We start from the raw sequence: 21,866 nt of genomic DNA on the forward strand, positions 1-21,866 counted from the left end.
ATCTCCCCATGTCGCAGTCGGCCGGCCACCTCATCGTCCGCACCCTCGAAGCCCACGGCGTGCCCCGCGTCTACGCGGTGCCCGGCGAGAGCTACCTCGATGTGCTCGACGGGCTGCACGATTCGTCGATCGAGACGGTCGTATGCCGGCAGGAGGGCGGTGCGGGGTTCATGGCGCTCGCTGAGGGGCGGCTCACGGGGGTGCCCGGAATCGCGATGGTGACGCGCGGGCCTGGGGCGTCGAACGCGATGATCGCGATTCACACCGCGTGGCAAGATGCGACGCCGCTCGTGCTGTTCGTCGGCCTGATTCCGGTGGCAGATCGCGAGCGCGATTCGTTCCAGGAGTTCAGCCTGACCGGGTGGTTCGGGTCGACGGCTAAGAAGGTGCTCACGATCGATGATGCGGATCGTGCGGGGGAGCTGGTGGCCGAGGCGATGCGGATCGCGGCCGCCGGCCGCCCCGGCCCGGTCGTGATCGGGCTCCCCGAAGACGTGCTCGTGCATCTGACGGAGGCGGCGCCCAGCGCACCGATCGCGGTGCCGAACCCGCAGCCCGCGGCGTCGGAGATCGCGGAGCTGACGGAGCGGCTTGCGCGGGCTGAGCGCCCGGCGTTCGTCGTCGGTGGCGACGGGTGGCAGTCGGGTGCGGGTCGTCAAGTGCTTGCGTTCGCCGAGACTGCGGGTGTGCCCGTGTTCGCCGACTGGCGCGCGTATGACGCGGTGCCGCACGCGGGTGCGGCGTGGGCGGGCTGGCTCGGATACGGTCGCGCCGACGCGGTCGCCGCGGGGTACGCGGCCGCCGATCTGCTGGTGCTCGTGGGCTGCGGCCGATCCGATGTGATGAGCGACGGGTACCGGCTCGGGTTCGACGCGGAGACGGTGCTGGTCACGGTCGATCCCGAGGCCACGATGCACGCTGGGCGGTTGGATCAGCATCTCCTCGCGACGCCGCAAGCGTTTGCCGGCGCGCTCGCTGGTATTGACATCGCTGCGGCGCGTGGCGCTCGTGACGACGCGTGGATGACGGGTCGATCGGAGGCGCAAGCGCGGTTCGCGGCGCATCGCCCCGACGCGTCGGTCCCGGGGGTGGCGGGTGCCTCGGGGATCCCGGCGGGCACCGAGCACCCCGGCGTCGATCTCGGCATTGCGTTCGGCGAGCTCGACGAAGCCCTCGCGGGTGAGGCCGTGCTGACCTTCGGTGCGGGGAACGCGACGATCTGGGCGCATCGTTTCGTGCGGCACCTCACGCCGGCGAGCCTCGTTGGCGCGCGCAACGGGGCGATGGGGCTCGCGGTTCCGGCCGCGGTCGCGGCGTCGCTCGCGTTCCCGGAGCGGCGTGCGGTCGCCGTGTGCGGTGACGGTGATTTCATGATGAACGGGCAGGAGCTCGCGACCGCGGTCGCGCACGGCGGCAAGCCGCTCGTGATCGTGGTCGACAACGGCATCTACGGCACGATCGTGCAGCATCAGGAGAAGCACTACCCGGGGCGCCCGTCGGGCACGCGCATGGCGAACCCTGATTTCGCGGCGTGGATGCAGTCGTTCGGCGGTCACGGCGAGCGGGTCGAGTCGACCGACGACTTCTCGGCGGCGCTCGATCGGGCGCTCGCCGCCGATGCGCCCGCACTCATCCACGTGCTCATCGCCGACAGCGTGATGCCGCCCGCCGCCGACGAAATCGCAGCCTGAAGGGGAATGCCATGCAACTCGATCTGATCCTCACCGCGCGCGAAATTCTTACCCTCGACCCCGCGCGACCGATCGCCACCGCGGTCGGCGTCATCAACGGCCGCATCGTCGGTTTCGATGACGAGCTCACCGGCCTCGACGCCGTGCAGCGCCTCGACTTCCCGGAGGCCTGCGTCACTCCCGGTCTCATCGACGCGCACTGCCACACCGCGTGGTGGGGTCTCGGGCTCGCGTCGGTCGACCTGAGCGTGGTGCGCGGGCTCGACGAGCTCTACGCGCAGATCGAGGCGGAGGTCGCCCGGCTCGACGCTCTCGGTGACCCCGACGCGTGGGTGCACGGCACCGGATTCAACCAGGCCCACCACGGTGGCGCCTTCCCTGACATCGCCCGGCTCGACGCCATCACCGGCGAGCGCCCGATGTACCTACGCCACACCTCGGGGCACGCGTCGATCACGAACACAGCCACCCTGCGCCTCGTTGGTGCCCTCGAACCCGGCTTCGAAAACCCGACGGGCGGCGTCGTGGTGCGCGATGGCCCCGGATCGCCAACGGGGCTCGTAGAGGAGGCCGCGCAAGGGCTCGTGCAGGCGCTGCTGCTGCCGTACTCGACCGAGCGCCTCGTCGAGGCACTCGAAGCCGCGACCGTGCGCTACGCCGCGCAGGGCATCACGAGCTTCACCGAAGCGGGCGTCGGCGGCGGGTGGATCGGTCACAGCCCCATCGAGGTCGCCGCGTACCAGGCGGCCGCCGAGCGCGGCGCGCTGCACGCCCGCGCCCAGCTGATGCCCGCGATCGACGCGCTGCGCCCCCTCACCGGGCACGCCGCAGACTTCGCCCGCGAGGGTGCCGGGGCCGGGCTCGACCTCGGTATCCGCGCCGGGTTCGGCGACGATCTCGTGCGCTTCGGGCACGTCAAGGTGTTCCTCGACGGTTCGCTGCTCGGCGCGACCGCGGCCGTCACCGAGGACTACTGCGGCCACGACCACAACACGGGGTACCTGCTCGACGACCCCGCGGTGTACCGAGAGCGCGCCCTCGGCGCGTACCGGGCCGGCTGGCCCCTCGCGCTGCACGCGATCGGCGACGCCGCGATCGACCTCGCACTCGACCTCATCGAGGAGGCGCAGGATCGCTACGGTCGCCGCGACGCACCCTGCCGTGTGGAGCACTTCGGCATTGCGCGCCCCGACCAGGTCGAGCGCGCCGGGCGTCTCGGGCTCGCGGTGACGCCGCAGGCCGGGTTCATCGGTGCGTTCGGCGCGCAGATGGCGGAGCGCGTCGGGCCCGAGCGCGAATCGTGGCTGTACCGCGGCCGCTCGGTGATCGACGCCGGCATCATTCTCGCCGGATCCTCAGATTTGCCCGTCGCCGACAACAACCTGCGGCGCGGCATGCAGGCCGCCATCGATCGCCGCACCGAGGCGGGCACCGCGCTCGCACCCGAAGAAGCGATCACTCCCGACGAGGCGCTGCGCACGCACACCGAGTGGGCCGCCCGGGCCACCGGCCAGATCGCCGACAAGGGCACCCTCGAGCGCGGCAAGCTCGCCGACTTCACCGTGTTCTCCGATTCCCCGCTGACCGCGCCGCGCGTCGCCGACCTCGACATCGTCGCCACGGTGCTCGGCGGCGAGCTGAGCTACGACGCACGATCCTGAGCCGCGCCGCGCTTGTCTGCCTCTGCACCAACCCAGCACCGCACCCCGCCCGCGCCGAAAGGACCCCTCATGACGCAGCACCACGATGACGCCTTCCTCGCCGACTGGGCCGTGCACTCCCGCTTCGGCGCGGTGCCCGAGACGAACGGCGTCGACCGGCAGGCTGCCAGCGCGGCCGACGGCGAGCAGCGCGCGTGGTTCGCTGAGTTGCTGACGGCGCACGGCTTCACGGTCGAGCGCGATGCAATCGGCAACCAGTTCGGGCTGCTCGAGCTCGTGCCGGGAGCTCCCTACGTCGTGACCGGGTCGCACATGGACTCGCAGCCGACCGCGGGCCGCTTCGACGGGGCGTACGGGGTGATGGCTTCGGCGCATGCGTGCTTCCGCGTCGCCGACGAGCTGCGCGCCGATCCCTCGGCCGCGCGCGTGAACCTCGCCGTGGTCAACTGGTTCAACGAGGAGGGCTCGCGCTTCAAACCCTCCATGATGGGCAGTTCGGTGTTCACGGGCAAGCTGCCGCTCGCCGACGCGCTTGCGACGACCGATCCGCACGGCGTGACCGTCGCTGACGCGCTCGGTGCACTCGGCGAGCTCGGCGACGGCGACGTCTTCGGTGGAGCGTCGGGCCGCGAGGTCGCGTCGTACGCGGAGATTCACGTGCAGCAGGGGCGCAGCATGGAAGAAGATGGTGTGACCATCGGCCTCGTCGACGCGACGTGGGCGGCGCACAAGTTCGAGTTCCGCGTGACCGGTGCGCAGGCGCACAGCGGGTCGACGCTCATGGAAGACCGTCGCGACGCGCTGCTCGGCGCCGCCCGTCTCGTGGTCGCCGCCCGCGAGCTCGTCGACGAATTCGAGCCCGGCCAGCTGCACACCGCGTGCGGCGAGCTCAACGTCTACCCGAACTCGCCGGTGGTCGTCGCCAGCGAGGTCGAGCTGCTCCTCGACCTGCGGTCGCCGAGCGCCGAGGTGATCCGCCAGGCCCACGCCTCGCTGCAGCGCACGATCGAGCGCGTGCAGCGCGAAGATCGCGTCGAAATCGCCGTCACCGCAGAGCACAGCTGGGATCGCAACCCCTACCCCGAGAACGGTGTCGAATTGGCGCGCGAGGTCGCGGTCGAGCTCGGTCTCACGCACGACCGCGTCATGACCGTTGCCGGGCACGACTCGACCAACATGAAAGACACCGTGCCCACGGTCATGCTCTTCGTGCCGAGCGTCGCGGGGGTTTCGCACAACCTCGACGAGTTCACCGAAGAGCCCGACCTCATCGCCGGGGTGGATCACCTCACCGGCGTCGTGCGCCGCCTCGCCGGTGGGGCGCTGCTCGACTGAGCCGAGTTGCCGGTCAGCCGCGTTCCTCCTGGATCGCATTGCCGCCGTCGACAACGATGAGCTGGCCCGTGACGTACGAGGCGCCCGGCGAGCACAGGAAGGCGACGACCGCGGCAACCTCGTCGGCGCTGCCCGACCTGCCGAGCGGAGTCGCGTCGCCCATGCGCACCTCGTGCTCGGTCGCTGAGCCGGTGGCGATCCACCCGGGAGCGACCGCGTTCGACGTCGTGCCGTGCGGGGCCGCATCGATCGCCACGGACCGGGTGAGCCCCACGAGCCCGGCCTTCGCCGCGTGGTAGCCGACGTCGCCGCCGTAGGCGAGCACCGGCCCTGAGACCGACGCTACGTTGACGATGCGGCCGTGCGCTGAGGCGTTCACCAGCGGCAGCGCCGCCTGCGTCACGAGCATGGCCGTGGTGAGGTTGCGCGACAGCGACAGATTCCACTGCTCGATCGCGATGTCGTCGATGCCGGCGGGCTGCTGCGGGTCGGAAATCGACGTCATGCCGGCGTTGTTCACGACCGCGTCGAGGCGCCCGAACTTGGAGCGCGCGGCGTCGACGAGGCGTTGCACGTCTGCTGGCACAGTGAGGTCAGCGATGACGGAGTGCACGTGCGGTGCGGTGTCGGCGAGTGCTCCTTCGAGCAGTTCGTCGCGGCGGTCGTGAATGCGTTCGGTGGTCGCCGTGATGACGAGATCGAATCCGGCGGCACGGAGCTGGCGCGCGGTGGCGAAGCCGATGCCGGTGGCGGATCCGGCCCCCGTGATCACCGCGACAGGGTTCGGGCCGACGGGAGCGGATGCGGTCTCGCGTGATGAGGTCATACGCTGACTGTAATTGCTCGTGCCGCGCCGCGCTCGACGCGCCCCACCGCTGCCTTTCCACACCCCAGCCCCGCCCCGCCCCGCAGTGCGAATCGGTGTCAATAATTGCTGCAATATGGGCCAATTCGCGTCCCAGAACAGCAATTTTTGACACCGATTCGCAGGGCAGTGGGCCGCGGCGCGTGATCGGCGCGCCGGCTCGGCAGCGGGACAGCTTGCCACGCGTGCCTCTATCGGCGGCGCATACCTGGGCCATAGGCTTGCGAGGTGCCCTACACCTCTGCAGACGCATCGCATCGAGACGCTCCGCGCAACGTCGCCGGCAGCACGGCGCGCAATGCCGCCGTTGACTCGGCCCACGCTTCCGCGCGGAATGCGATCCAGCAGAGCCCCGAGTTCCCGTCGCGCGCCGACGCCGCGGCGCGGGCTCGCGAGCAGTGGGACGCGGGATCGCCACTCGTCGTGCTGGGCGAGCCCGGGAGCGGGCGCACGACGTTCGCGGATCGCCTGCTGCAGGGGCGGGCGGGCGGGGTGCGGCGCATCACCGGAGTGCCTCAGCTCGCCGACGTGCCGTTCGCGGCGCTCGCCGCGGTGCTCGCGGGTGTGCCCGGAGTCGCCGGTTCCGCGGAGTCGCCGGCACGTCTCATCGCGGCACTGGCGCGCGAGAGCGTGGATGCGGCCTCCGTATCCGGAGTGCTCGTGATCGACGACGCCGACTGGATCGACGAGGCCAGCGCGGCGGTGTTCGCGCAGGCGGCAACCGACGGGCCGGTGCGCCTGGTGGTGCTCGGTACACGTCTCGATCGCCTGCCCTCTCCTCTGCGCGCCTTCGCGCTCGACGCCGCCCTCGTCGAGCTGGCCCCGCTCGAACTGGATGATGCCGCGATCTTGGTGGAGCGCGTGTTCGGCGGCGTGGTCACGCTGCATGACGTCGACCACCTGCGTCGTCTCGGAGGCGGCAATGCGCGTTTCGTGCACGAGCTCGCCCGCGACGCACTCGAGAACGGCGGGCTGCGTGAGGTGCACGGCTACCTCGCCTTGCGTGAGGAGTGGCGACCGCACGGTCGTCGCATCGGCGAACTCATCACGCTGCGACTTGCGCACCAGCCAGTCGAGGTGCGCGACGCGGTCGAGATGCTCGCGGTCACGGGCGAGATCTCCCTGACACTCGCGGAAGACCTCGTGGCGCCGGCAGACCTCGACGCCGGCCTCGCGCTCGGCCTGATCGAGATGTCACTCGTCTCGACTGCCGACGGAGTCGGCCGCGATGAAGTCGTGCGCATCAGCGGCGGCCTCACCCCGCAGACCCTGCTCGCCCAGCTGCCGCAACGCCGACTGCAGCAGCATGCCGGGCGCGCGCTCGAACATGCTCAGCGTCTGCATCCCGCCAGCCGACTGACGGTGGGCCTGCACGCCATGCGCGCGGGAGTGCGCCTCGACGCGGACGTGCGCGAAGCACTGGCGATCCAGAGCCTCGCGGCCCGCCAATTCGAAGTGACCATCGCCCTCACGGAGCGTCTCGACGCCGATCCGCTGCCCGACCCGCTGCGGCGCTTGCGTGCGCACGCGCTGTTCGAGACCGGGCGCCACGACGAAGCACTGACGTTGCTGGCGCCGCTGCTGCAGGCCGCCGACCCCGAAGCACGCGCGCAGGCCGCGACGATGCTCTCGGCGCTGGGCCGCTCCGATCAAGCGGACGAGCTGCTGCAGCCGGCGCCCGGAGACGACCCTCACTGGGCCGCAGAACTGGGCGCGCACCGCGATGTGCTCCGCGCCCGCGCCGGAGTTCCGGTGCCCGAGGCGACGCTGCGCGCGCACGCGGCGACCGCATCGCTCGGGCGCGACACCCGGGCCGCGGCACTGCAGACCGCCCTCTTCGCGGCGGTGCACGGCGGGCGAGCGGGCGACACCGCTGGCGAGATCGTGGCGCTGATGGTCTCGCCGGCGTGGCAAGACATTCCCGTCTCGGAGCAGGGCAATCTGCTCATCACGTACTTCATGGCCGCACGCGCGCTCGGCTCGAATGCGCAGCTCGACATCGGCTTGTCAGACGACGACTGGGCAACGCTGCAGATTCCACCGGGGCTCTATCTGGGGGCGGAAGGCGTGCAACGGCTCGAACGCGGCGATGCGATGGCTGCGCGCGAACTGCTCTGGCAGGCGCTCGCGGTGCTCGGCGACGACAACCGATTCGGCATCACGGCGTACTTCGCGGCGGCAGGTGCCGCGGCGTGCGCGCACCTGGGTGATCGTGCGCACGCCGAGCAGCTGCGAGCCGCCGCCACCGCCGCGCTCCGGGTGGGTGGCACCCTGCAGAGCGAAGCGGAGCGGATGCTGCTCGCCGCCGACCTCCTGCTCGATGGGAACTCCCACGCGACTGATCGATGGCGGCATCAGCTCGCGCGGGCGCACGAGCACGAGGAGTGGTACGTCGTGCTGCGGCTGCTGCACGATGGCTGGCGCTGGGGTCTCCACGATGATCTCGACGCACTGCACGACGCGGCGACGCGGGTGCAGGGGCCGCTCGCCGACGCGCTCGGAGAGTACGCGCGAGCCATCGGCGGTGACGATGCCGCGCTCACCCGTGCGCTGCAGTCGCATCTCGCGCTCGACCAGCACCTGTTCGCGGGTGAATGCGCGATGGCAGCGGTACGTGCCGCACGCGCCGATCGGCGCGGCCGCCCGTCGAACGCATCGATCGAGCCGGCGATTCTCGGATTGAGTGAGCTGACCGGCGTCGATACGCCGGTGCTCGGTCGCGTGCGCATCGACGCCGAGCTGCTGTCAGCCCGAGAGCACGAGGTGTGCCTGCTTGCCCATGCCGGATCGAGTAGTGCGCGCATCGCCGAGCAGCTCTACTTGTCGGCGCGCACGGTCGAGGGGCACCTGCAGCGCGCATTCGCGAAGCTCGGGATCGACAGTCGCCAGCAACTCGCCCCGCCTGCGGAACGCGCGGTGGCACCCACTACCTGATCCTGGCGCGAGCACTACGCTATTGCGCCGCCGGCCGACTGCGGCGTGCGCACGCGGTGTCACACTCTGAGGGTTCCCGCCTGCTTCGAGAGAGTGTGATGCCCATGTTTTCCCTCGTCCATGAACCCCGTCGCGCGCCGCGCCGCGTGATCGTCGTGTGCGCCGCCGCCGGTGCACTGGCACTGCTGCTGGCGGGTTGCACGTCGCCACCGAACTCCGACGCAGGCTCCGAGAGCGCTGCGCAGCAGGCGGCATTCTCCGAGTACTACGACCAAGAGATCTCCTGGGGCGAGTGCAACGATGATTTCGGTATCTCAGCCGATGCGGCGAAACGCATGCAAGAGGCCGAGATGCCCATTGATCGCTTCGAGTGCGGGCATGTCTCCGCACCGATCGACTGGGCCGATCCCGAGAACTCGGAGTCGATTTCGCTGGCCGTCAATCGCCTCCCTGCTGAGGCGGAGACCTCGTCGGGCGCACTGCTCGTGAACCCCGGTGGACCGGGTGGCAGCGGGTTCGACTTGGCATTGTCGATGTCGACCATGCCCGAGTTCTCGCGGGTGACGCAGCAGTACGATCTCGTCGGGTTCGATCCCCGAGGCATCGCTCGCTCAACCCCCATCGAGTGCGACATCGACTCGAACATCCCAGAGGTGCAGATCAGCCTCTGTGCAGATGAGAACCCGCTGGCGCTGACCATGGGTACGAGCCAGGTCGCGCGCGACATGGACCTGCTGCGCCATCTCTCGAGCGACCCTGAGCTGCACTATCTCGGCTACTCCTACGGCACCATGCTGGGGGCGACCTACTCCACGATCTTCCCTGAACGAGTCGGGCGCATGGTGCTCGACAGTGCCGAGAGCGCACATTGGGCGGGGCTCGAGGGCAGCTTCGATCAGCGCGTGGCGATCGTCGAAGCAACGGAGACCATGCTCGATCAGTGCGAAGCCGACTTCGCGTTGGGTCGCTGCCCGCTGCCTGACGCCACGACACGCAGTGCGCAGATTGCAGAACTCGATGAACAGCCGCTCGTCGCGACCGACGGCTTCGAGGTCGACTCGAGCGGCATGTACACGTTCCTTACCTCAGCCCTCTATGGCGGTGCGGCCTCACGTGCCATTTCTCTCGATATGGCGGGCAGCGCTCTTTCGGGCGAGCAAGACGGCATCGACGCCATCGCACAGGTCGTCGGAAGCGGCGGTGCGAATGTCGGTCTCGCCGGTACGATCGTGCGCTGCCATTCGTTCCCTGCGGATGCCGATGTGCCCGGCTTGATCGCACACATGAAGGAAGTCGGGGTCCCTGAAGAACTCGGCGGCCCCGAGATCACTGACGAGGTACTGCGCGAGTTCATCGACCTCGGGTGCGATGCCCTGCCCGTCAGCGGTGACGACATCACCGACACGTTCACGAACGCGGGCGACTCCACGATTCTCGTCATGGGAGTGACCGGCGACCACGCGACGCCGTACACGGGTGCTCAGCAGTTGACCGAAGAGCTCGGCAACGCGCGCCTGCTCACCCTCGAGGGCCAGGGGCACGGTGCGTCATTCGCCAATCGCTCGACCTGCGCGGACGCTGCCGCGACGCAGTACCTGCTCAAGGGCGAGCTCCCGGCAGAAGGCACGGTGTGCACTGATGACTGAACCGAATGTACAGACGAGAAGGATGCGTTCGCTGAGGCGCGGGGCGGCGATCGCTGGCGCGGTGACGTTCTTCGTGACCGCATTCGGCGGTGCGACCGCTGCAACGGCCGCGCCGCAACCGATCGAAATCGTCGAGCAGGCCCCCGAGGGGACGACGCGGCTCTGGCTCGACCTCGAAAGCGGAGATGGCGTGGCGCCCGGCTCCACTGCGATACAGCAGGCACTCTCGCGCACCGGGGCGTCGGCTCCGGTCGACCTCCTCATCGCCGGTGGGGCGCTGCTGCTGACCGCTGCAACGTTCGAGGTGCTCCGCCGACGTCGAGCCTGCGTGGCTGATCCCGGAATCGAGGGGCAGGCCCATGGGGCGTCGGAATCACTCGCGGCACTGGCGCGGCGCACGATGGCTCACGCGTTGCCGTACCCGCCATCAGCTCCGCGAACAAGCGACGGCGCACGGCCTCAGCCGAGGCCGAACAGCTGCCGTGGATGCGTGAGGCGCCAGAAGTAGTCGGGGTCGGCGAGCGCCGCGGCCGTCGTGAGGTCGGTTTCGGCGGCGCCGTCGACGGGCGTCTCGACGGTGAGCGAGCCGACGCGCTGGCCGGCGGCGATCCTGGCGCCTGCGGTATCGCCGGTATCGGCGCGAGCGGCCGCGGCAATGGCTGCCGGATCGCCCTTGGCCCGCCGCGACCCCTCCTCGCCGGGCACGAGCACGGCAGTGACCCTGGCACCCGCGACCACTGGCACCCTGGCACCGTCGACGCCCGACAGTGTGCCAAACTCCTCGCCCGCGGCGACGAGCGTCACGGTGGAGGGTGCCGCATCGAGTGCCGAGAACATGCTGAGGCTCGACGTGAGGCGATCCTGCGCCGTTTCGCGCCCCAGCACCACCGAGAGCTGGGTGACCTCGCGGCCTGCGGCATCGCTGGTGCGGGCTGCGGCGAGGTTGTACCCGGCGACGTCGGTGCGCCCGGTCTTCACGCCGACGACGCCGTCGAGCACACCGAACAGCGGGTTCGTGCTGGTGACCAAACCGATCTCGGCCACGGGCGTCGCGTACGGCTGCGACACGATCGCGGCGATGGTCGGGTCGGCGAGCGCGAGGCGCGCGATGCGCAGCACGTCACCCGGTGAAGCCGCGTTGCGCTCGTCCATGCCGGTCGGCTCGAAGAGGCTGAGCGATGCGAGGCCCTGGCGATCTTGCCAGTCGCGCACGGCCGCGAGAAACGCGTCGTTGTCGCCGAAGACGGAGTAGGCGAAGGCGGCGGCGTAGTCGTTCGCCGACGGGATGAGCGCGAGCTCGAGCATCTGACGCGCGGTGATCTCGGTGCCGACTGCGATTGGAAAGGCGACTCCGTCGGCGTCGCGGTACTGCTGTTGGCGCGCGGCGTCGGCCGCCGACCAGACGTGCACCGCGCCGTCGCCGTCGAGCGGCGCACGCTCGAGGGTGACGAGCGCCGTGACCAGTTTCGAGATGCTCGCGATCGGGGCGACCTCGGTGGTGTTCTCCCAGACCGCATCGTCGTCGAGCCAGCCGATGGCCGTGGGCGCGGATTCGCCGTCGACCGCGGCTCGCAGATCGTCGTCATCGAGGTTGAACGTGGTCGACACTTCGGCGTTGAGCGCGAGCGTCGGAGCGGGCACCGGGGCGATCGCGCACGCGACCGCATAGCCTCCGGCGAGCAGGATCACCAGGCCGCCGCCGACGAGACCGATCACGCGGCCCGTCCGCCGTCGCTGCACCGGCTGAGCGTCGATTGTGGTCACCGATCCAGATTAGTGGGCGGCTCGGTGCGATGCCCGGGAATCCGCCTATGCACAGCCGGTGCGAGTGCGGCTGTGCGATCCCGCGCATGACCCGTGCGACCAATTGCGAGAAGATGGCAGTCTTCGACACCGCATGTCTGAATCGCATCATTGAGGAGCTCGCTGATGGTCGCACTGATCGCGGGGTACGCCCGCACCCCGTTCACCCGCTTCACCGGGCAGCTCGCGACGCAGCCCGCGACGGTGCTCGGAGCGCACGCGGTGCGCGCGGCGCTCGGTCGCGCTGGGGTCTCGCCTGAGCAGGTCGACGCCGTCGTGGTCGGTCAGGTGCTGCAGGCCGGTGCCGGGCAGAACCCGGCACGACAGACCGCGGTCGGGGCCGGCATCCCGCTCACGGTGCCCGCGATTACGCTGAACGCCGTGTGCCTGTCGGGCACCGAGGCCGTGTCGCAGGCGGTGCGCCTGATCAATGCGGGCGAGGCCGAGATCGTGGTCGCCGCCGGCCAGGAGTCGATGTCGCTCGCGCCCCACGTGCTGCCGCTGCGCGCCGGCACGAAGTACGGCGACGCGACGTTCGTCGACACCGTCGATCGCGACGGGCTCTCAGACGCGTTCGATCAGGTCGCGATGGGTGCGCTCACCGAGACGGGCAATACGCCCCTCGGCCTCACCCGTGAGGAGCAAGACGCGTTCGCCGCCGCCTCGCACCAGCGCGCCGCGGCTTCGGCGGAGTTCCTCGCCGGTGAGATCGAGCCCTTCACCGTGACCTCGCGCCGCGGCGACACCGTCGTGTCGAATGACGACGGTGTGCGCGCAGAGACGACGGCCGAGACCCTCGCGGGCCTGCGCCCGGCGTTCGCTGCAGACGGCACTATCACCGCCGGCAACGCCTCGCAGATCACGGACGGCGCCGCGGCGCTCGTCATCGCGAGCGAGGCCGCCGTCGAGCGTCTGGGCCTGACCCCGATCGCCCGGGTCGAGGCGACCGCCTTCGTCGCTGGCCCCGACACCCACCTGCATTCGCAGCCGGCGCGCGCCATCACCGCGGCTCTCGCGAAGACCGACGGTGTCGCCGCCGCAGACCTCGCGGCCGTCGAAATCAACGAGGCCTTCGCCGCCGTCGGCGTGCAGTCGAGCCGCGAGCTCGACCTCGACGCCGCGATCGTCAATGCGCACGGTGGCGCAATCGCGCTCGGGCACCCGATCGGCGCTTCGGGCGCCCGCATCGTCGGCACGCTCGCGCGGCAGCTCGCTGAGCTCGGCTCCGGATCGCTCGGCGCGGTCGGCATCTGCGGCGGCGGCGGGCAGGGCAGCGCGGTGGTGCTCCGCGCAGTTTGACGCGACCTGACCCGACCTGACTCGGTCTGACGACGTGCGGCATCGCCGGGCCCGTCTGTATCGGTTCGAGATATGGCGGTTCCGGCGCGGTCGGGCGGTGGCGACGCGCCCGCGCGCGCCAGTACACTCGCGGCTATGGGATTGCACCTTACGGCCATCGGCATCGACGTCGGCGGCACCGGCATCAAGGGCGGAGCGATCGAGCTCACGACGGGTGAGCGGATCACCTCTCGGCACAAGGTCTCGACCCCCGAGGGCGGCGCCCCCGCCGACATCGCGCGCGAGGTCGGGGCAATGGTCGCGGCGATTCGCGTCGAGCTCGTCGAGGCGGGAACCGCAACGGCCGAGGTGGCCGCGGCACTGCCGGTCGGTGTGACGCTGCCGGGTGTGGTGCGCGACGGCGTGATGCGCACGGCGGCGAACATCGACCTCAGCTGGATCGGCACCGACGCGCGCGAGCTGCTGGGCGCAGCCGTCGGCGCACCCTGCACCGTTGTCAACGATGCCGATGCGGCGGGCGTCGCGGAGGTCGCGTTCGGCGAGGTGCGCGGGCTGCCGGGCGTCACCATGGTGCTCACCTTCGGCACCGGCATCGGCTCGGCACTGGTCGCCGACGGGGTGCTCGTGCCCAACTTCGAGCTCGGGCATCTCGAGCTCGACGGCTTCATCTCGATCGAGAAGCATACGGCCGCGAAGGTCATCGAGCGCGAGGGCATCACGCTCGCCGAGTGGGCCGGTCGCGCCGCTCGCTACATCGGGTACCTTGAGCAGGTCATGAACCCCGACCGCTTCGTCATCGGCGGCAGCATCAGCAAGAACGCCGATCAGTATCTGCCGTTCGCGGGCGTGACAGTGCCCGTCGTGCCGGCAAAACTGCGCAACGACGCCGGCATTATCGGGGCCGCGTTCCTCGCCGCCCAGGGGTGAGCCGGCGCTCGTCGCTCCCGATGGAGCCATCGCGAGTGTCGTTGCAGCCGCCGCGCGCCTGAAAGAATAGTGCGGTACGGGCGAGGGGAGTAGCGCATGGCCGAAGCGGTCGATGACGGCGGATCACCCCGCCCGCGCACCCCCGCACCCCCGACCGCACTGATCAAGGCCGTGCGCAGCCTGTTCCAGATGCCAGCGGGCCCGGGCCCCCGGCTCTGGATCGCGATCCGCGCCGCACTATCGATCGGCACGCCGTTCGCGGTGCTCACCCTGCTCGGGCACGAGGGGATCGGCCTGCAGACGGCTGCCGGCGCATTCGTCGCCCTGTATGCCGCGGGCCTTGCCGCCGCTGAGCGCGCGAAGGTGCTGCCGTTCGTCGGCGCCCTGCTGCTCGCCTGCTCGGCACTGGGTGCGGCACTCGCGCCGTCGCCGCTCTGGCTCTCAGTCGGCCTCGTTGTCGTCGCCGGGGTGACCGCGACCCTCGCCTTCGCATTTCGGCTCGGGCCGCCCGGGCCCGTGTTCTTCGTGCTCAGCTACGGCCTCGCGGCGAACATCACCGGCGTCGTCGACGGGCAGCGGCTGAACTCCCCGCTCGTGTTGCTCGCGGCGCTCGCCGGCGGGGCGCTCTTCTCATACCTGCTCGCGCTCGCGCCACTTCTGCGCGCCTCCGAACGGGCGAAGCCGGTGCGGCCGCTGCGCGAACTGCTTCCAGGCCCGTGGCTCGGGGCGGGCGAGGGGCAGCTGATCCTGCGCATTCTCATCGTCGCCGTGATCGGTACGGTCGTCACCGTGCTCTGGATCGACCCCCATCGCGCCTACTGGACCGTCTCGACCGGCATCGCCGTCATCGGGCTGAGCGCGGTGCGCCGACACTCGCTCGGACGCGGGCTGCACCGCACCGCCGGCACCCTCGTCGGAGCCGTGCTCTACCTCGCCCTCGCGGGCCTCGGTGTCTTTCCGCTGGTGCTCGCCCTGCTGCTCACCCTGCTGCAGTTCACCATCGAACTCGTGGTCGTGCGCAACTACGCACTCGCGCTCGTGTTCATCACCCCGCTCGTGCTGCTCATCAGCGGGGCGGCGACCGGCGGCGCGAACCTCATGGGCACCGCAGGCGAGCGCGTGCTCGACACCGTCATCGGATCGGCGATCGCCGTGGCGACGGCGTTGATTCACCGGAGTGCGAGCGCGCGCGGTTCGGGCGAACTGCGCTGAGGGTGGGGGCCGTCGGCGCGACCGTCTGAGCTGCCGTCGCCTTCCCACCTCCTGCCGTCTGCCACCTCCCGTCCGACAGGAGAAATCCGCTCCTGCTTACGGGTTCCGATGCGTGCCACCGTGCGACTGAATTTCTCCGGTGTGACGGAAGGTGCCGGGGTGCTGGGGAGGCTCGCGCCTACGCGAAGCGGTACGTCGCGTAGCGCACCGCGTTCGCCGTGCGCTCGGCGACCGCGAGGTACAGCGCTCGCTCGAGGTGCGCGAGTCGCGGCGCCGAGGTCTCGACGGTCACGACCGTGCGGAAGTAGTACTCCGACGGGTCGACGGGCTCGCCGCGCAGCAGCGCCTCGAGCACGGCGGGTTCGCCGCTGCGCACCCCGTTCGCCTGCAGGTACAGCAACTCGCCCGCGTCGGTACGCGCGGAGTAGCGGCCGTCGATCTCGATCGATCCGTCGGCGCGCACCACCTGCCAGTCGGCACCACCGGGCAAGATGTCGGCCGTGATCGTTCCGGTGATCCGGCCACCGAGAATCGGAATCACGCGGCGGTGCCCGGCACGAGTGTCGCCGTGATCTTCGAGAGCGCCGAGTTCGACCTCGACGTCGAAGACGTGCTCAAGGGAGGGGATGGGAAGCGTCATGAGTGCTCCGTTCAGGATCGATGGGGTGCGTCGCCGGGCACGCTCACGGTGAGCAGCGCGTCGAGCAGACGCTCGAGGGCGGGTTGGGCCGCCGCGATCGCGTCGCGGTCGGTCGGGGCAAGCGTGTCGAGTGCGGCGCCCAGCAGGTCGGCGCTCGAACGGTCGAAGGCCGCGAACAACTCGCGGGCGCGGGCCGAGGTGGTGATGAGCGATCGCCGACCATCGTTTGGGTCGGGTGCGCGCTCCACGAGCTTCGCGCGCTGCATCGCCGCGAGCAGGTTGCTGATGGTGGAGCGGTCGAGATGCAACTCAGCGGCGAGCTCGCTCGGGGTGCGCGTGGTGCCGTCGGGCAGGGCGCGAATCACTTGGATCTGCGCGTCCGGAATATCGGGAAGACCGCCGGCCTCGCGGGTCGCCGCGAGCAGCGCTCGCCGCAGAGGCGAGATGACCGCGGCAAGTCGGGCGGGGTCAGGTGCCGTCATGCGGTGCGCCCCACCGACAGCGATGACCGATCATTCAGCGACTGCGGGTGAAACCCCGCAGCCTGCTTGTACGCCGTCGCCACCTCTTCGAGCTCAGCGGCACCGATGACGTCGTGAATGTGCGCGAAGCCCTCAGGGGCGCGCTCGGCCGCGAGCACCATGACGCGTTCGGGGCCGGCCTGCCGCGTCTGCTCCAGCAGCGCCGCAGTGGCGGGGCGGCGATCCGCCTCGTACAGGCGCAGCGCCTCCTCGACCGGGCGGTTCGTGCCGAGGTGGAATGCGAGGGTGCGTGCGTCGAGCGTGGCCTGCGACCCGCCATTCGAACCATTGGGATACATCGCGTGGGCGGCGTCGCCGACCAGTGTGGTGCGCCCAAAGGTCCACTGCGGCAGGGCGTCGCGATCCACCATCGGATACTCAAGGATCTCGTCGGCGCTCGCAATCAGCGCCGGAATATCGAGCCAGTCGTACGTCCACCCCTGGAAGAGGTCGACGATGGGCTGTGGATCGATCGGGTGGTTCCAGTCGGCGTCACTCGTGGCCTCGCGTCGCTGCTCGGCGATGAAATTGATGGGCATGCGACCGTCTTCGCCGACCGGGCCGAGCGGGTACGCGACGAACTTCTGCTCGCCATCGCCCACCATGACCATGGTGCTGCCGTCAAGGAACGGCTCGGCGTATGCGACGCCGCGCCACAAGGTGAGGCCGCTCCACGGCGGAGCGCCCTCGTCGGGGTAGCGCTCGGCGCGCACGGCCGAGTGAATGCCGTCGGCGGCGATCACGAGATCGGCATCGACCGAGACCGGTCCGTTCGCCGTATCGAAGTGGGCGGTGCTGCCGTCGGCGCGATCGTCGACCGAGGTGACGCGGTGGCCCGTGCGGATCACACCGCCGAGTCGCTGCTCGACGAAATCACGGAGCTTTAACTGCAGCTGCCCGCGGTGCACCGAGAGCTGGGGCCAGCTGTACCCGGCTGCAGTGCCGCGCGGCTCCTCCCAGATCGGCTGGCCGTGGCGGTTGAAGTACGCCAGGGTGGTGGGCGCAACGCCGAGCGCAGCGATGTCATCGACGATGCCGAGCTCGGTGAGCTCGCGCACCGCGTGCGGCAACAGGTTGATGCCGACGCCGAGCCCGCGGATCTCGGCCGAGCGCTCGTAGACCTCGACGTCGTCGAAGCCCGCGTCATGCAGGCTCAGCGCGGTGAGGAGGCCGCCGATACCGGCGCCGATGATAACGATCTTCATTGATCACTCCTGTTCGGGGCGGTCGATGCTGACACACCCGACTAGTTTTGCTACAAAACTAACACGGGTGTGTCTGGGGTGCAATGGGGGTGGGCGAGAAGGGGTGGGGCCCCAAACGCACGAGTGGTCCGAACCGCAGTGCGGTTCGGACCACTCGTGATGCCGGGCGGGTGCCGGGCGAGGCGTTGCGCCGGATCAGACCAGGCGAGCCTTCGGCGAGACCCCGTAGGTGTCGTTGCCGTCGCGGTTCGGGGTGTCGCCGAGGGCGACGTCGATCGCGGCGAGCGTGTCGGCGTCGAGCACCACGCCCGAGGCCTTCACCGTGTCGGCGAGCTGCTCGGGGCGCGAGGCGCCGACGAGCGCTGCGGCAACGTTCGGGTTCTGCAGCACCCAGGCGATCGCGAGCTGCGGCATCGTCAGGCCCGCCTGCTCGGCGATCGGCTTTAGCCGCTGCACGGCCTCGAGGATGTCGTCGCGGAGGTACTTCTGAATGAACTCCGCACCGCTCTTGTCGTCGGTCGCGCGCGAGCCGGCGGGCACGGGCTGACCGGGCAGGTACTTGCCCGAGAGCACGCCCTGCGCCATCGGTGACCACACGATCTGCGAGATGCCGAGCTCGTCGGAGGTCGGCACGACCTTCTCCTCGATGACGCGGTGCAGCATCGAGTACTGGGGCTGATTCGAGATGAGCTGCACGTTCAGCTCACGGGCGAGCTGATGGCCCTCGCGCAGCTGCTCGGCGGTCCACTCGGAGACGCCGATGTACAGCGCCTTGCCCTGGCGAACGATGTCTGCGAACGCCTGGAACGTCTCTTCGAGCGGGGTCTCGTAGTCGAAGCGGTGCGCCTGGTACAGGTCGACGTAGTCGGTGCCGAGGCGGCGCAGCGAACCGTTGATCGACTCCAGGATGTGCTTGCGGCTGAGCCCCGTGTCGTTCGGCCCCTTGGGGCCGGTCGGGAAGTACACCTTCGTGAAGATCTCGAGGCCTTCGCGACGCTGTCCTTCGAGGGCACGGCCGAGCACTGTCTCGGCCGCGGTGTTCGCGTAGGTGTCGGCGGTGTCGAATGTCGTGATGCCGGCGTCGAGTGCCGCGTGCACCGTCTTGACGGCCGCGTCGTCTTCGACCTGGGAGGCGTGGGTCACCCAGTTGCCGAACGTGATTTCTGAGACCTTGAGGCCGCTGTTTCCGAGATAGCGATAGTTGACCATTGCCCCAGCCTATGCCCGGTGGCTCTGCGGGTGACGGAGAGTTTCATGAACTCCGGACGGATGGTCGGGAGCCGAGAAATTGAAAGGTTGTGGACGCGTGACGGGCGGCCAGATTCGGCCTCAGTCGTTCGTGGTCGACATGCGCTCAAGCACGCGGTCTGGCAGGATGCGCGTCAGCGGTGCGAGGAGTCGGTAGCGCCAATCGGAGATCACGACGCTGCGGCCCTGCCGCACGCCGATGATGCCCTCGTGCGCGACGCGGCGCGTGTTCGCCCAGGCGAGCTGCGGCAACTCGGGCAGGTGGTCTTCACCCATGCGCGCGTGGAATTCGGTGTCGAGCAGCCCGGGGCAGAGCGCGGTGACGTGCACTCCGCGACGACGGAACCGCGCATTGAGCGCTCGCGACAGCGAGACGACCGCGGCCTTCGCTGCGCCGTACGTGCCGGTCGGGGTGAACGCGGCGACGCTCGCCACGTTGAGAATCCAGCCGTAGCCGCGATCAAGCATCCCGGGAATAGCTGCGTGCGAGAGTCGCAGCGGAACCCACGAGAGCAATTCGTGCAAGCGCCGTTCGTCGTCGAGATCGCTCTCTTCGAACCCCGCGTAGACGCCGAAGCCGGCATTGTTCACCACGATGTCGATCGGCTGGCCGCCGTCGGCGATGCGCGCAGCCACCGCTTCGAGCTGTTCGGCGTCAGTGAGGTCTGCGGGCAGGGCCTGAGCTCGCACGCCGTAGCGTTGATGCATCTCGATGGCGAGCGCGTCCAGTCGTTCGCTGTCGCGCGCGACGAGCACGAGGTTGACGCCCTTCGCGGCGAGCTGCCGCGCGAACTCCGTGCCGAGACCGGCGGAAGCACCGGTGATGAGTGCGGTGAGTGAGGGAGAAGCCATTGCCCGAGTCTTGCAGTCGGAACTGACCGCGCGGTCAGTGTCGCCGCGTCACGGAAGAGGTGCTTGGGGTGACACGCCCGCAGGCTGCTATCCGGGCCACTTCATTCGGCGCACGGGCGCAAAGCACACTCCGGCAGCCCGACTCGGAACGTCGCCTACATCTCGGGTGACCTGCGGACGCCGGGGTTTGATGCTTCTTCAATTAAGATATATTTATATTTAAGAACACGGTCCAGGTGAATTGCATCGGTTCAGGTCGCGTTCGGAGTTGCTCTTGTGAGCCGTCGGCAACAAGTTGAGACAGTGCGTTCGCGTTGTAGTCCCAATCACGTAGATGAGGAAACGGAATTTGAAGAGTTTGACGAGCGCTATTGCCTCAGGCGTCGTAGCGGCGTTGCTTCTGGGTGCCGCGGGGTTGACCCCAGCTGCCGCGGAACAGGATGAGTCACTCGGCGGAGACGCGACAGCGCGCTTTGAAGAAAGCGTGAAGTTCTACACCGCAGGCGACCCGCAGTCTGTCTTGGATCTGGCCACATCGGGTCTCGAGTATGCATCTGATGGAGGCCTGACTGACGCATTGTCAGATCCGGAGGCGATGATGCCTGATGCGAGCGGGGAGTTCGGTCTTGGCGTGGCAGGCGCTGATGATTCTCATATCGTTGACGGAGCCACGGTGTACACGGACGTGGATGCCGACCTCGATATGGTTCATCAAGAGTTTGATGACAGCGAAAGAATCATCAGCATTTTAGGGTCCGATGCTGCACCAACGGTGCAGAGATACTCGTTGGATCTTCCTGAGTCCGCTTCTATGGAGATGGAGGAGGACGGCTCGATCAGTATTTATGCCGACGTAGTGCACGAGATTCCCGTCGCTGGTGAAGAGGAGCGTATTGATTACGCGGTCGAACAGATCATGGGTGCGGATGACCTCACTTTTGATGATCTTGACGATCTTGACGATCTGACTGAGGAACAAATTGACGCACTCGCTGCCATCCCTGATCCTGAAACCACGGAGGTTTCCACGACGGAGCTCGTCGGTGAGGTGCAAGCTCCTTGGGCCGTCGATGCCAATGGGAACGAACTCGAGACACGCTTTGAGATCGATGGAAATGTTCTGAGCCAAGAGGTCTCAACCACTGATAGCACCGCATTCCCCGTAGTGGCTGACCCCAGTATCGTCTGGTGGATTCAAAAAGTAACTGGCTGCCTTGTCGGCGTAGCCACGATAGTCGCGTTTGGCCCAGCTAAGGTTGCGACTGTCGCCGCCAAGGTCTACAAGATTCTGAAGTATGGCAAGACCTCCAAGCTCAAAGCCGCATTTTCCAACTGGAAGTACCTGAGTAAGAACGGAAAGAAGCCTCTTTCGCTCATTGCAAACAACATGAAGAAATTCGCTACTGACGTGAAGTCCACCAAGGGGAACTTCAAGAAATCTTGGGCACGAATGTCCGGCACCAAGACTGGGCATCAAGTGAAGAGCCTGCTCATTAACTCCGGCACAACGGTGATTGATCTCGTTGGTATCCGCTCGTGCTATGACCTCTATAAGCAGGTCAGGTAATGCTTGATTTCTTAGATAGCCCCATACTTTGGTTAATACTCGGAGCTTTCAGCTTGTTCATGGTGTACGTCGAGCTGCCTCCAAAAGAGAACAAGAATAAAGGCAAGAGGCAATCGTTGGGACAACGTTTGTCAAGATTGAGTCGTACGGGTTGGGGGTTCCTGGTTCCGGGCATATTGCTTCCAATTGGAGCAGTGGCTGGATTTGTCCTTGAGTCGCAATCCTGAACTTGAGGCATCCTTCTCAGCGTCATATCGAACCCTCTGCGAACGTTTCTAATGTGGCCATCCGAGAGGGCTCGACTGGACGCATGTCATCATGCGCAATTCGTTTCCCGAGGAGTCTCGCGACGACTTGATACGCGTCGCAGGGAACCATGACGCAGGCGGCACTCTCCGCAGGTCGCGAAAGAGTTCAGAGTCGATATCGGAATGCTCGACATGTCGACGCGCGAGGCTCA

At 68.5% G+C, this 21,866-nt stretch carries 17 protein-coding genes; 10 read left to right on the top strand and 7 right to left on the bottom strand.

The window, feature by feature from the left end; all coding sequences use genetic code 11:
* Positions 1–8: 8 nt before the first annotated feature.
* The 3 genes from CH42_RS13845 (at position 9) to CH42_RS13855 (ending at position 4,687) form a co-directional block, all read left to right on the top strand.
* On the top strand, positions 9–1,691 hold the full coding sequence (locus tag CH42_RS13845) for a thiamine pyrophosphate-dependent enzyme (RefSeq protein WP_053353799.1): 1,683 nt from the start codon (positions 9–11) through the stop codon (positions 1,689–1,691).
* An 11-nt stretch (positions 1,692–1,702) separates the two neighbouring features.
* The gene (locus CH42_RS13850) at positions 1,703–3,352 is read left to right on the top strand and encodes an amidohydrolase (protein ID WP_053353800.1); all 1,650 of its coding nucleotides are present in this window, start codon (positions 1,703–1,705) and stop codon (positions 3,350–3,352) included.
* Positions 3,353–3,421: 69 nt separating this feature from the next.
* Positions 3,422–4,687, top strand: a complete 1,266-nt coding sequence (locus tag CH42_RS13855; RefSeq protein WP_053353801.1) for a M20 family metallo-hydrolase — start codon at positions 3,422–3,424, stop codon at positions 4,685–4,687.
* 13 nt (positions 4,688–4,700) lie between these two features.
* On the opposite strand, the gene CH42_RS13860 is transcribed toward CH42_RS13855, so the two are convergent.
* Positions 4,701–5,513 carry an SDR family NAD(P)-dependent oxidoreductase gene (locus tag CH42_RS13860; protein WP_053353802.1) on the bottom strand — a complete coding sequence of 271 codons (813 nt, stop codon included), beginning with the start codon at positions 5,511–5,513 and terminating at the stop codon, positions 4,701–4,703.
* A 267-nt stretch (positions 5,514–5,780) separates the two neighbouring features.
* Between CH42_RS13860 and CH42_RS13865 the strand changes: the two genes are divergently transcribed.
* From CH42_RS13865 to CH42_RS13875, 3 genes are all read left to right on the top strand, one after another.
* A complete protein-coding gene (locus CH42_RS13865) occupies positions 5,781–8,486 on the top strand; it encodes a LuxR C-terminal-related transcriptional regulator (protein ID WP_053353803.1) in 2,706 nt (901 codons plus the stop codon).
* Between the two features lie 104 nt (positions 8,487–8,590).
* Positions 8,591–10,132, top strand: coding sequence for an alpha/beta hydrolase (locus CH42_RS13870; protein ID WP_053353804.1), 1,542 nt, complete (start codon positions 8,591–8,593; stop codon positions 10,130–10,132).
* 22 nt (positions 10,133–10,154) lie between these two features.
* On the top strand, positions 10,155–10,640 hold the full coding sequence (locus tag CH42_RS13875) for a hypothetical protein (RefSeq protein ID WP_053353805.1): 486 nt from the start codon (positions 10,155–10,157) through the stop codon (positions 10,638–10,640).
* Here the strand turns inward: CH42_RS13875 and CH42_RS13880 are convergent.
* Positions 10,592–11,896 (bottom strand): D-alanyl-D-alanine carboxypeptidase family protein, encoded by a 1,305-nt coding sequence (locus CH42_RS13880; RefSeq protein WP_053353806.1) that lies wholly within the window; start codon positions 11,894–11,896, stop codon positions 10,592–10,594. The genes CH42_RS13875 and CH42_RS13880 overlap by 49 nt on opposite strands.
* Positions 11,897–12,061: 165 nt before the next feature.
* Between CH42_RS13880 and CH42_RS13885 the strand changes: the two genes are divergently transcribed.
* From CH42_RS13885 to CH42_RS13895, 3 genes are all read left to right on the top strand, one after another.
* Positions 12,062–13,234, top strand: coding sequence for an acetyl-CoA C-acyltransferase (locus tag CH42_RS13885; RefSeq protein WP_053353807.1), 1,173 nt, complete (start codon positions 12,062–12,064; stop codon positions 13,232–13,234).
* A 135-nt stretch (positions 13,235–13,369) separates the two neighbouring features.
* Entirely contained in the window at positions 13,370–14,161 is a 792-nt protein-coding gene (gene ppgK, locus CH42_RS13890; protein WP_053353876.1) for a polyphosphate--glucose phosphotransferase, read from the top strand.
* A 96-nt stretch (positions 14,162–14,257) separates the two neighbouring features.
* Entirely contained in the window at positions 14,258–15,373 is a 1,116-nt protein-coding gene (locus CH42_RS13895; protein ID WP_053353808.1) for an FUSC family protein, read from the top strand.
* 178 nt (positions 15,374–15,551) lie between these two features.
* Here CH42_RS13895 and CH42_RS13900 read toward each other — a convergent pair whose 3' ends face one another.
* From CH42_RS13900 to CH42_RS13920, 5 genes are all read right to left on the bottom strand, one after another.
* Positions 15,552–16,013 carry a DUF3237 domain-containing protein gene (locus CH42_RS13900; protein ID WP_053353809.1) on the bottom strand — a complete coding sequence of 154 codons (462 nt, stop codon included), beginning with the start codon at positions 16,011–16,013 and terminating at the stop codon, positions 15,552–15,554.
* Between the two features lie 11 nt (positions 16,014–16,024).
* Positions 16,025–16,495 carry a MarR family winged helix-turn-helix transcriptional regulator gene (locus tag CH42_RS13905; RefSeq protein ID WP_053353810.1) on the bottom strand — a complete coding sequence of 157 codons (471 nt, stop codon included), beginning with the start codon at positions 16,493–16,495 and terminating at the stop codon, positions 16,025–16,027.
* Positions 16,492–17,739, bottom strand: coding sequence for a flavin-dependent oxidoreductase (locus tag CH42_RS13910; RefSeq protein WP_053353811.1), 1,248 nt, complete (start codon positions 17,737–17,739; stop codon positions 16,492–16,494). The genes CH42_RS13905 and CH42_RS13910 overlap by 4 nt, the downstream gene beginning before the upstream one ends.
* Before the next feature lie 195 nt (positions 17,740–17,934).
* Positions 17,935–18,948, bottom strand: a complete 1,014-nt coding sequence (locus tag CH42_RS13915) for an aldo/keto reductase family protein (protein ID WP_053353812.1) — start codon at positions 18,946–18,948, stop codon at positions 17,935–17,937.
* A 120-nt stretch (positions 18,949–19,068) separates the two neighbouring features.
* Complete coding sequence (locus CH42_RS13920; protein ID WP_053353813.1) at positions 19,069–19,839, bottom strand: SDR family NAD(P)-dependent oxidoreductase; 771 nt, start codon at positions 19,837–19,839, stop codon at positions 19,069–19,071.
* A 349-nt stretch (positions 19,840–20,188) separates the two neighbouring features.
* On the opposite strand from CH42_RS13920, the gene CH42_RS13925 reads away from it, so the two are divergent.
* Entirely contained in the window at positions 20,189–21,406 is a 1,218-nt protein-coding gene (locus CH42_RS13925) for a hypothetical protein (RefSeq protein ID WP_156322573.1), read from the top strand.
* Positions 21,407–21,866 lie beyond the last annotated feature (460 nt).

It is taken from the genome of Leucobacter musarum subsp. musarum, assembly GCF_001273845.1.
Lineage (GTDB): Bacteria > Actinomycetota > Actinomycetes > Actinomycetales > Microbacteriaceae > Leucobacter > Leucobacter musarum.

Coding starts and splice junctions, on each gene's coding strand:
- CH42_RS13855 (WP_053353801.1), top strand. CDS start 3,422: ATGACGCAGCACCACGATGACGCCTTCCTCGCCGACTGGGCCGTGCAC.
- CH42_RS13920 (WP_053353813.1), bottom strand. CDS start 19,839: ATGGCTTCTCCCTCACTCACCGCACTCATCACCGGTGCTTCCGCCGGT.
- CH42_RS13845 (WP_053353799.1), top strand. CDS start 9: ATGTCGCAGTCGGCCGGCCACCTCATCGTCCGCACCCTCGAAGCCCAC.
- CH42_RS13870 (WP_053353804.1), top strand. CDS start 8,591: ATGTTTTCCCTCGTCCATGAACCCCGTCGCGCGCCGCGCCGCGTGATC.
- CH42_RS13910 (WP_053353811.1), bottom strand. CDS start 17,739: ATGAAGATCGTTATCATCGGCGCCGGTATCGGCGGCCTCCTCACCGCG.
- CH42_RS13885 (WP_053353807.1), top strand. CDS start 12,062: ATGGTCGCACTGATCGCGGGGTACGCCCGCACCCCGTTCACCCGCTTC.
- CH42_RS13905 (WP_053353810.1), bottom strand. CDS start 16,495: ATGACGGCACCTGACCCCGCCCGACTTGCCGCGGTCATCTCGCCTCTG.
- CH42_RS13915 (WP_053353812.1), bottom strand. CDS start 18,948: ATGGTCAACTATCGCTATCTCGGAAACAGCGGCCTCAAGGTCTCAGAA.
- CH42_RS13850 (WP_053353800.1), top strand. CDS start 1,703: ATGCAACTCGATCTGATCCTCACCGCGCGCGAAATTCTTACCCTCGAC.
- CH42_RS13875 (WP_053353805.1), top strand. CDS start 10,155: ATGCGTTCGCTGAGGCGCGGGGCGGCGATCGCTGGCGCGGTGACGTTC.
- CH42_RS13895 (WP_053353808.1), top strand. CDS start 14,258: ATGGCCGAAGCGGTCGATGACGGCGGATCACCCCGCCCGCGCACCCCC.
- CH42_RS13860 (WP_053353802.1), bottom strand. CDS start 5,513: ATGACCTCATCACGCGAGACCGCATCCGCTCCCGTCGGCCCGAACCCT.
- ppgK (WP_053353876.1), top strand. CDS start 13,370: ATGGGATTGCACCTTACGGCCATCGGCATCGACGTCGGCGGCACCGGC.
- CH42_RS13900 (WP_053353809.1), bottom strand. CDS start 16,013: ATGACGCTTCCCATCCCCTCCCTTGAGCACGTCTTCGACGTCGAGGTC.